Origin of the sequence: Hymenobacter aerophilus DSM 13606 (assembly GCF_000382225.1) — a bacterium.
Taxonomy (GTDB): Bacteria; Bacteroidota; Bacteroidia; order Cytophagales; family Hymenobacteraceae; genus Hymenobacter; species Hymenobacter aerophilus.
On the sequence record NZ_KB907802.1, the window covers coordinates 159292 to 169032 of the forward strand.

General features: G+C 59.6%; 7 protein-coding genes. 2 read left to right on the top strand and 5 right to left on the bottom strand.

The window, feature by feature from the left end:
- Window positions 1-67: 67 nt before the first annotated feature.
- Together tnpA and H145_RS0103495 are read right to left on the bottom strand one after the other, a co-directional pair.
- Window positions 68-496 carry an IS200/IS605 family transposase gene (gene tnpA, locus H145_RS0103490; RefSeq protein WP_157541118.1) on the bottom strand — a complete coding sequence of 143 codons (429 nt, stop codon included), beginning with the start codon at window positions 494-496 and terminating at the stop codon, window positions 68-70.
- A gap of 126 nt (window positions 497-622) precedes the next feature.
- A complete protein-coding gene (locus H145_RS0103495; protein ID WP_019946750.1) occupies window positions 623-3265 on the bottom strand; it encodes a polynucleotide kinase-phosphatase in 2643 nt (880 codons plus the stop codon).
- 95 nt (window positions 3266-3360) lie between these two features.
- Between H145_RS0103495 and H145_RS23925 the strand changes: the two genes are divergently transcribed.
- Window positions 3361-4125, top strand: coding sequence for a DUF3800 domain-containing protein (locus H145_RS23925; protein ID WP_157541082.1), 765 nt, complete (start codon window positions 3361-3363; stop codon window positions 4123-4125).
- Here the strand turns inward: H145_RS23925 and H145_RS0103505 are convergent.
- Window positions 4122-5570 carry a 3' terminal RNA ribose 2'-O-methyltransferase Hen1 gene (locus tag H145_RS0103505; protein ID WP_019946752.1) on the bottom strand — a complete coding sequence of 483 codons (1449 nt, stop codon included), beginning with the start codon at window positions 5568-5570 and terminating at the stop codon, window positions 4122-4124. The two genes, H145_RS23925 and H145_RS0103505, sit on opposite strands and share 4 nt — an antisense overlap.
- A gap of 295 nt (window positions 5571-5865) precedes the next feature.
- Entirely contained in the window at window positions 5866-7371 is a 1506-nt protein-coding gene (locus tag H145_RS19795; protein WP_019946753.1) for an RCC1 domain-containing protein, read from the bottom strand.
- 482 nt (window positions 7372-7853) lie between these two features.
- Here H145_RS19795 and H145_RS0103515 point away from each other — a divergent pair, with 482 nt between their 5' ends.
- Window positions 7854-8669 (top strand): endonuclease domain-containing protein, encoded by an 816-nt coding sequence (locus H145_RS0103515; RefSeq protein ID WP_019946754.1) that lies wholly within the window; start codon window positions 7854-7856, stop codon window positions 8667-8669.
- Window positions 8670-8806: 137 nt separating this feature from the next.
- Here the strand turns inward: H145_RS0103515 and H145_RS23930 are convergent, their stop codons facing one another.
- Complete coding sequence (locus H145_RS23930; RefSeq protein ID WP_157541085.1) at window positions 8807-9058, bottom strand: hypothetical protein; 252 nt, start codon at window positions 9056-9058, stop codon at window positions 8807-8809.
- Between the last annotated feature and the right edge of the window lie 683 nt (window positions 9059-9741).

A 9741-nucleotide genomic window follows, 5' to 3' on the forward strand; every position in this document is an offset into this window, starting at 1 on the left:
TTTGCTTTCCGAATGGAATTCGGTGGTTTCGGCTAAAGCCGACTGAAAGAAGACCACTACAAGTGGCTCACTCCAGAATAAAATTCTCATCTCCATTGGGCTGGTCCTTGTGATGGTTTAGGTACGCTTCGAGTAGCTCATCGGTGATGTTGCCCACGCTCCAAGCACCGTAGCCAATGCCCCAGAAATGGCCGCCCCAGTACCGACGCTTCACCTCGGGAAACTCTTGTAGCAATAACTTGGCACTACGCCCTTTTAACCGACGCATCAACTCACTGAGCGCCAAGGAAGGAGGGTACGACACATGCAAATGGATGTGGTCTTTGCTCACTACCCCTTTCAAAATGCGTACGTCCAGCGCATTACACGTCTGGCGCAGCAAGTCCCGGCAGCGCAGCTGCACGTCGCCGGTCAGCACCTGATAGCGATATTTGGTGCTCCATACCAGATGCACTTCCAGTTTGTGAACCGAATGACTACCTGTTCGCTGCTTCATCATGCAAAGCTACCAAACACGTAAAGGTGAGTAGCAACTAAAGTCTTGCCCTGAAGGGCATAGCTTTAACTAGCGTGCTTGAAAAGTAAAGCACCTATATCCAGGTCGAAATCCTGATGCTCTAATCTACAGCCGCGGGTCCACGGCCTCGCTCTCCAGGGCCAGCACGCCAAACACGCACTGGTGCACCCGGCGCAGCGGCTGGCCGGCTACGAAGCGCTCCAGGCCTTCTACTCCCAGGGCAAACTCGCGCAGGGCCAGGTTGCGCTTGGCTTTCACGTTGCGCTGCTTGAGCCGCTCGATGTTGCCGGGCAGCAGGTAGTCGGGCCCGTAGATAATGCGCAGGTACTCGCGGCCCCGGCACTTGAGCGCCGGCTGCAGCAGACCCTTGCGGTTGCTGGTCACGAAGTCGTAGGGCTTCACCACCATGCCTTCGCCCCCGGCCGCGGTCAGCTCGGTCCACCACTGGATGGCGGCTTCCACTTCGGCCGGGTCGTTTAGCGGCACTACCCGGTAGGGCGTGGCGCGCAGCAGGCCGGGGTCGGCCAGGGCGAGCGTGCGCAGCGTTTCCATGTGCCAGGCATGGTCACGGTCGAAGTAGGTCTGGCCCTCGGTGGCCAGCAGATGGAACGGGGCCAGGCGCAGATCTTCCAGCCCATTGACGGGCCAGCAGTAGCGGCGGTAGGCCTCGGCATAGTCGGTGGCCGCCGCGCGGCGGGCCGTGGTGCGGGCCAGCAGCGCCTCCACCCCGTCCAGCTCGCGGGTGGTGGCCTGCGCCAGCACGGCTTCTACCTGGGGCAGGGCCGCGTTGGCGGCGGCCGCCACGGCCGCGTACTGGTTTTTGATGAGCTCCTGGGCCTTGGCCGACCAGGGCAGCAGCTCGGCGTCGAGGCACACCCAGTCGGTGTTGAACTTGTCCCAGAAGCCGGCGGTGGTCAGCGCATCGCGCAGCTGGGCCAGGAAGGCCGCTTCCAGCGCCGGGTCGGTGAAAAAGTTGCGGCCGGTGCGGGTGTAGCACTTGCCGATGCCCTCGCCCACCAGCCCCAGCCGGCGCCGGATGGCTTCCTCATCCTGGCCAATGACCACCACTACCCGGCTGCCCATGTGCTTTTCCTCGCACACCACGCGCTCCACGCCCAGCTGCTGGTAGTAGGCCAGCGCCTCGGCGGGGTGCTCCAGCAGATCGGGCAGATCGGACGTTTCGGTGGGCGACATGGTGGGCGGCAGGTAGAGCAGCCATTTGGGGTGCAGGGCGAAGCGCGACATCACCTCCAGGGCGGCCACGGCATTTTCCTCCCGGATGGTAACGCCGCGCAGCAGCCGGGTTTCGATGAACTGCTTGCCCGTAACGTCGCGAATATCTAGTTCAGCTTCTAGCTGAAAGCTGTTAGCTGTTAGCTTTTCGTGCGGGCTGCCCTCATTGCCGGAAAAAGCTAATAGCTGAGCGCTATCAGCTAACAGCTTATAGTTCAACGGGCGCGCCGGCTCACAGTACACCTGGGCGGCGGGCACGGTTACCAGTTCCCGCTCGGGGTAGCGCAGGGCCGTCAGGCGGCCGCCGAACACGCAGCCCGTGTCGATATCGATGGTGTTGTTGAGCCATTCGGGGTCGGGTACCGGCGTGTGGCCATAGACTACCAGGGCCCGGCCCCGGTACTCGCGGGCCCACTCGTAGCGCACGGGCAGCCCAAACTCGTCAATCTCACCGGTGCTTTCACCAAACAGCGCAAACGCCCGCACGGCCCCCGAGCCGCGGCCCTGCATGTCTTCGGTGAGGCCGGCGTGGGCCACGACCAGCTTGCCGCCGTCGAGCACGTAGTGGCTCACCAGTCCGTCGAGGAACTGGCGCACCTGCCCCCCGAAGGCGGCGGGTTCATTTTCGAGTTGCTCCAGCGTTTCGGCCAGGCCGTGGTTGACGGTAACTTTCTTGCCGTTGAGGTGGCGCAGCAGCTTGATGTCGTGGTTGCCGGGCACGCACAGCGCCGAGCCGCCCTGCACCATGCTCATCACCAGGCGCAGCACCTGCGGGGAGGCGGGGCCGCGGTCCACCAAATCGCCCAGGAACACGGCCCGGCGGCCGGCCGGGGCGGTTACCCGCACGCCCAGGTCACGGGTGTCTGCCATGGGCTCGGTTTCGACCTGGTAGCCGAGCTGCCCGAGTAGCGTCAACAGCTCGTCGTAGCAGCCGTGCACGTCGCCGATGATATCGAAGGGGCCGGTTTCGTCCTGCCGGTTGTTGTAGAGCCGGTCGCGCACGATGCTTTGGACCGCGTCGACTTCCTCTACCCCGCGCAGGTGATGGATGTGGCGGAAGCCTTCCTGCTTGAGGTTGCGCAGGCTTTTGCGCAGGTCCTGACGGTGGCGGGCGACTACGTGGGGCCCCAGGTGCCGGCGTTCGGGGCGGTCGGCATTGCGCCCGTGGGCCACGGCGTCGGGCACGTCGAGCACGATGGCAACGGGCAGCACGTGGTACTGGCGGGCCAGCGCGATGAGCGGCTTGCGCCCTTCGGCCTGCACGTTGGTGGCGTCGACGACGGTGAGCAGCCCGCGCTTGAGGCGCTTGGCCACCAGGTAGTGGAGCAACCCAAAGGCATCCTGGCTGGCCGACTGGTCGTTCTCATCGTCGGCCACCAGCCCCCGGCAGGCATCCGACGAGACGATTTCGGTGGGCTTGAACAAGCGCCGCGCAAACGTGGACTTGCCGGCACCCGTGCTGCCGATGAGGAGAATGAGGGAGAGTTCGGGGAGCTTGATAGTATCTTGGGGCATTGTTTTCGTTGTAACAGCACCAGCTCAATGGAGCTGTTTGTTTCGTGCTAAATTTGGCTTAGTCTACCAGCACTTTCAATCTAATCAGCTCAAACATGGGATATTTTTACATTGATGACAGTGTTCACAACGATGCAGGATTTATCATCGCAGCCTGTGTCTATACTAAAAATGACCTAACGAGTGAAATAGATATCATCATCGAAAAGCATGGTTATGATAAAAATCATTTTGAACATAAAAGTGGTGCCTCTTACTCAAGGGATTCAAATAAAGCCAAAGTCAGAGATGACCTTGAGCTATTGCTTACACATTATTGCAAATTAGGAGTAGTTGTTGTTCCCAGCGATAGAAGAGAAGAACTTGGATTCGAGTGCATTAAAGCAATTAAAGCGTTCATTAATTATAATGAGCTTGACAGTGCAAATGAAGTACACTTTGACCAAGGTCATTTTACTTCTATGCAGAAAGCTCGTGCTGCTATTGATAGTCAGGATTTCACCAACACCGACTTTTTCTTAGAGCAAGACTCGAAGCTTATCAAAGGAATACAACTTGCAGACTTAGCCGCTCATACTGCATCTATAAATTTTAAGTCCATGCTAGGCCTCATAACCAAGATTGTGAAATCAGGAGAAAATTCAGGCTACGACCCTAATTCGGATATGGAACTTGGTTTTGAAATGTGGTCAACTCTACGATATTCTTTTTTCAATGAAGGCTATACATTAGACTCAAGCAATGACTCTAATGTCAGAGTTGAACCCTTCGGTCTATATGTATCCGACTTATGCTCCGATAAATTGCAAGAAAACGCGAGACAAGCATTTGCGTCGGTTTATCTAGGGTGCATCCATTAACTTTTTTCGCTTTCAAACACCGCCATCTGCGACGGGGCGCCCACGCCTTCCACTTCCTCGCCCATGCTTTCCAGGCGGAGCTGGTAGCCGTGGCGCTCGGCCACCCCGGCGGCCCAGGCGGCAAACTCGGCGCGGGTCCACTCGAAGCGGTGGTCGGTGTGGCGGAACTCACCGGCGTTGAGCTTCTCGAAGAGCTGGTTGTAGTCGGCGTTGGGGCTCGTGACGAACACGTGCGCCGGGCGGGCCTGCCCGAAGACGACCTCCTCCAGGGCAGCCAGGCGGTTTTCGTCGAGGTGCTCAATCACTTCCACTAGCGCCGCCGCATCGAAGCCAGTGAGGCGCTCGTCGCGGTAGAGCAACGAGCCCTGGATGAGTTCGAGGCGGGCGCGCTGGCGCGGGGGCATCTCGTCGAGGTGCAGGCGCTGGGCGGCCCGGCTCAGGGCCTGGTGGGATACGTCCATGCCCAGGATGAACTCGATTTTGGGCTGGCGCAGCAACAGGCGCAGGAGCTTGCCTTCGCCGCAGCCCAGGTCGAGCACGCGCTTGGGCCCGAGCTGGTAGATTTCGTCGGCCACCTGCTGCAGCCGCTGGTCGTGCAGCGAGAGTTTGGGCTCCGGGCTGTCGGCAGCCACCGTATCGGCCGTTACGGGCGCGGTTATGGTGCTGGCATCGACCGGCTCCGCTTCCTGGGTGGGCTCTGCTCCTTCTTCGTCTTTGAGCAGCTGCTTGAGCGTGGGGTTGACGTAAGCGGCCAGGTAGCGCAGGTAGCGGCGGGTGATGAAGTCGCGTTCGGGGTGCCGGGGCAGCCAGTCGGCACCCTTGCGCAGCAGCTTTTCGGCCTCGTTTTCGCCAACGTAGTAGTGCTTGTCGTTGTCGAGCACCGGCAGCAGCACGTAGAGGTGGGTCAGCACGTCCTGCAGGCGCAGGCGCTCGTGGCGCAGGTGCAGGGTGTAGTAGCGGCTGTCGCCCCACTCGGGCATGGTGGGGTCGAGCGGCGTGGTTTCAATCTGCACTTCATACCCCAGGGGCTCGAAGAGGCGGCGGGGCCAGTCGGGGCCGGGGGCCGATACCACAGCCACCTTCACTTCCAGGGGCAGGGCCTGCTCGGGCAGGTTCGGGCGGTCTTTGCAGGTGCCGTTCATGGCCGTGCCGAAGGCCTTGCTCAGGGCGGCGCTCAGGAAGGACGAGGCCACGTAGGGCCGGTCGTTGACGTACTGCTCGAGCGCGAACCCGTCGCCGGAAGAGCCGGTCCGGCCGCGGACCAGGCCCACGGGGTCGAGGTCGAGCAGCAGCGCCGCCGTGCAGCGCTCGGCGGTGGCTTCGGGGTAGAAAATGTGAGCCTGACCACCGGCTATTTCCAGGCTTTGTAAACGGGCCGGGTTCTTATGCAGCAGGTAGCCCAGGTCGGTGGCGGGCGAATAAGTAGTGGTGATGGTTAGCAGCATCGGGTAGAATAAACGGCGGCGGAAAGCCAAATGTAGGCCTGCTGGCTGGTTGATTGTTGCACCGGTCTCAAATAATGACGGCTACGATAATCGTTCGGAGCCCTTTTCCGAGCCAGGGTGTAGCGAACTGCCCGGGGCGGCTGATAGCAGATTCATACTGGCGGTGGGGCGCACGGATAGTTGCTTATTTAAGCAAGGGCGCTGGGAGAAGCCGGGCAAAACAACTTCAAGCGGAAGGAGCAGGAAAGCAACACCTTGGCAGAAGCGAATGAGCGCTCGTCGTCGTAAGCAAGGCTTATTCGACGACGACGCGCAGGGTTTGGGGGGGCGCGTTGTCAGTCTCTATGGTGAGCAGATAGCTGCCGGCGGCTACATTGCCAAGGTTGAGGCGGGTCAGGCGGCTGGCCGACTGCGTTAGCACCGGTTGGCCGAGGGTCGTCGTGAGTTTGAGCGTGGCGCGAACTGGCAGCCCCTCGACGGTCAGCCATTGGTGAGCGGGGTTGGGATATACTTGATAGGCAGTCTGGGAGGCCTTGCGCCGGCCCAGCGTAACGGCTAACGTTCGACGCAGCACCAGGGACCCATTGTACGAACCGTTGCCCAGTTGGCCCCGGTTCCAATAATTGGTCGGGTCAGGTCCTGGTGCGCGCTCCGCTCCGCCGGCATACACACTGCCGTCGGCCCCAATAGCCAGCGTATGCACGTGGCCGCCGGATACCTGCGCCCAGACACCATTAGTGGCCTCACGTGTGGGGGCAAGGGGTACGGTCTGCGTGTTATTTACCAGCTGGCCGTACACATTCTCACCCCAGGTCCACAATGAACCGTCGGTCAGGATAGCGGTAGCGTGCGCCACGCCGGCATGCACCTGGCGCCAGCCAGTGCCGGGGGCAGCATTGGCCGGCAACGGCAGCGGCACTGGCTGCAGCGTCGAGGTATGGTCGGCCAGCACGCCGTTCACATTCCAGCCCCAGCCATACAGCGTACCGGTGGAAAGCAGCCCCAGCGAAAACAGCCGGCCCGCCGTTGCCTGGACCCAGTATGCGCCCGCGGGGGCTCCGGCCGGCACGGGTACCGCAACGGGGCTATAGCGGCGCGTCTGCGTTCCATCACCGACTTCTCCGTACTGGTTTACCCCCCAGCCCCACAGAGTCCCGTCGGAGCGGAGCGCCAGCATATGGTAGTAGCCGCCGCTCACCTGGGTCCAGCGCGTGCCGGGCCCGTCGCCGGGAGCTACTACCTGCCGGGGCGTTTCGTACCAGCTACCGCTTATGCTGGCCGGGTCCTTGCCCCACTGCCAGAGCGTGCCATCGGTCTGAATGCCCAGCGAGAGCAGGTTCCCGGCCGCACATTGCTGCCAGCGGGTGCCGGCAGGCGCCACCACCGGCATCGGGCGCGACGAGAAACCCCGCCCGGTACTGCCCGTGCCTAACTGGCCGTAGCCATTATTGCCCCAGGCCCACAGGCTGCCATTAGAGGCAACGGCCAACGCGTGCGAGGTACCGCATGCTACCTGAGCCCAGGTGCTGCCGGGGGGCAATCCATTAGGTAGTGCGATTTGCCGGGGAGTCGCAATAGAAGCTGATGTTGGGTCGCCGATGCCCAGCTCCCCATCCGAGTTGGCCCCCCAGGCCCATAAGGTGCCATCGGCCCGCAGGGCCATCGACTTAAACCCGCCGGCACTTACCTGAATATACGGCACAGTCTGCTGCGCAAAGGCGCTGCTCGTTAGCATGCTGATGGGCATGACCAAGGCAAGGCGGCCCAGCAGGCGGATCATCGGCGGAATAAACAGACGCATAGCGGCAGGAGTGGATTAGGCCGCCAAAAATAAGAATTATCCAATCTGTATCGCATCATTTTTTTCAGCTCTGCTACATGGGCAGGTCGGGTTTGTCAGTAAACCCTATTTGCTTTCGCAGAGGGAATTGTTGCTACCGTCAGCCAGAACAAACCTGACGTAAGATTCGCATTTAAACATTTCGGCGGCTTAAATGCATTTCCACAGCACGGCTCCCTCTAAAACCAGGGTTGGCTCACGCACTGTTGCGCCTACTTTTGCCCGGCGGCATGGGTGAGCGGGGCGAGCTGCTGGATAGGCTGATTAGTGTCGACCTCGCCATTTGCCACGTAAACAGATATGAGTGAGGTATCGGGAGCAATGAATCCGGCGGCGGCAAGCACTTTTTGACTTTCTGCGAATTGGCCGGCTTGTTGAGGCAGTTGGCCAGGGCTAATGCCAAGTACAACTTATCCTGGCCGGATTTACGTTTCGTTATACTTATGAAAAAGCCCTACGCCATATGTGATGTACTTGTCGTGCTGGCGAAAGAGCCCGCCGACTTTCACATTGCACAGACGCAGGGTTGGTACCGTATTCCAACCAATTCACGCATTCCGGTAACGCTGCAAAAGAAGCAGGCACACATCATTGCTTTTTACTTCCCGAAAGCCTTTAAAGAACAAAAATTCTCCATTCGGTTTTTCGCGGAAATAACCAGCGTAGAAGTCGTCACGCGCCAGCATCTTTTTCCGAATGAAACGCTCAATTCCCGTTCGGCCATCCTCTACCACAAAATCTCGTTTGGCGCGCTGCAAGCATTGCCCCGGCCAATCGTCAGCTACCGGGGCCGGTTCATTCTGTTCATCCCAACCACCTGGGCCAAGTTTTCGCAAGCGGAGGAAATCAATGACCTCTACCATGACAGCCCGCTGGAAGACACGCTATGGACAGAATTAAAGCGCCAGAACCTACCCGCCGAACGGCAGGTTTTGCTGCCGACCAAAGAGAAAAGCTGGATTTGCGACTTCGCTTTTTACTGCGCCAAAGGCAAAATTGATGTGGAATGTGACGGCGACACCTACCACATGCACCCCGATGCTGTGCGCTACGACAAGGCTCGCAACAACGCAATAGCAGCCGTGGCCGGGTGGGATGTGCTGCGATTCACTACGCGCAACATTGAAGAAGAACTGCCGCAAACCGTGAACCTGATTAAGACAAAAATTGACCGGCTCGGCGGCTTGCATTACGCTCGCGAAGACGTGGTGCGCTACGTGTCCAATCGCAACGACCAGCTTAATTTATTTGGCCCTTAAACATCCGTTTTTGAGGCCGTAACTGCGGCGCTTACCCATTCAAACGCCATTGGATGGCTACCAGTGGCACGGCCAGCTGGCAGGTCCAGCCTCGCTTACGCTGCTACCGGCCGCGCTGGCTACACTCGGATCGGGGGCTAGCTGGTGCTGGCGGGCTCTATTGGGGCGGCCATGTCGAGTACGGCGGTGAAGCCGGGGGAGCAGGCGCAGGAGGCCCAGAGCCGCAAGGAGTTGATGGGCGGGTCGTCGGCGGAGTCGTTGTAGGGGGCGTGAGGGCTTCGGGAAACAGAACAGCTCCGGCCGGTGAGGTCGGGGCTGTTTTTATGCTGTGGGGTCTGAGGTTGCCGCGGAATAAGAACAGTGAGGTAGGTCCAGGCGCTGATGGCCATTAGGCAGCATTAGCCGTTGGGTTGCGGCAGGAGGACGATCTTTCACATCACCTAGCTGTAGGCCAATGATACGGCACAATTTCCGACAGGTATACTGACTGCCAATTTGCTTTATTTTAGTTGCTTACACGGAAAATTCACAGACTGCCTCCGATAGGTATTCCGAGGGCTCTCCCAGATGAGGTGGCCTTCTTGTTGGCGAGCGGGTGATGGCAGATTGGCGGGCTCGGCCGTGAGGGAGGGGTCGACTGCTGTCCCGGCGGCACTGGCAACGCAACGTGAGGAGACACGGGCTTTTTTTATGTACAGAGCACCAAATTGGTGGCTTTGCAAGTCCTTGTGGCAATTTTCAGGCCCGGTAAGCTGGCAAAAGAAGGCGGCTTACCAGCCTGCATTGCCGGCCTGCGACGCTTGAAAATACCTATTAATGGGTATTGTAAAGCCAAGATGTATAATTGTACCTTTACAATATACAATATAACTTTAAAACCCCATTCATCTCATCGCCCCTTGCTGACTGCGGGTAAAAACTGCGCCGGGCGGGCTTTGATAATGCCTGTTGCGGTGGCATGGCTGCGCTGCTTTCACTCTTGCATCGTCCGTTATGAAACCGTGCTGCTTTGGTCGAACCTACCCGCTATTGGCGCTGCGTTTAGTGCGCCGGCTCACCCTATACTGGTTCA

Coding starts and splice junctions, on each gene's coding strand:
- tnpA (WP_157541118.1), bottom strand. CDS start 496: ATGAAGCAGCGAACAGGTAGTCATTCGGTTCACAAACTGGAAGTGCAT.
- H145_RS23930 (WP_157541085.1), bottom strand. CDS start 9,058: ATGGCCATCAGCGCCTGGACCTACCTCACTGTTCTTATTCCGCGGCAA.
- H145_RS0103505 (WP_019946752.1), bottom strand. CDS start 5,570: ATGCTGCTAACCATCACCACTACTTATTCGCCCGCCACCGACCTGGGC.
- H145_RS19795 (WP_019946753.1), bottom strand. CDS start 7,371: ATGCGTCTGTTTATTCCGCCGATGATCCGCCTGCTGGGCCGCCTTGCC.
- H145_RS0103495 (WP_019946750.1), bottom strand. CDS start 3,265: ATGCCCCAAGATACTATCAAGCTCCCCGAACTCTCCCTCATTCTCCTC.
- H145_RS0103515 (WP_019946754.1), top strand. CDS start 7,854: ATGAAAAAGCCCTACGCCATATGTGATGTACTTGTCGTGCTGGCGAAA.
- H145_RS23925 (WP_157541082.1), top strand. CDS start 3,361: ATGGGATATTTTTACATTGATGACAGTGTTCACAACGATGCAGGATTT.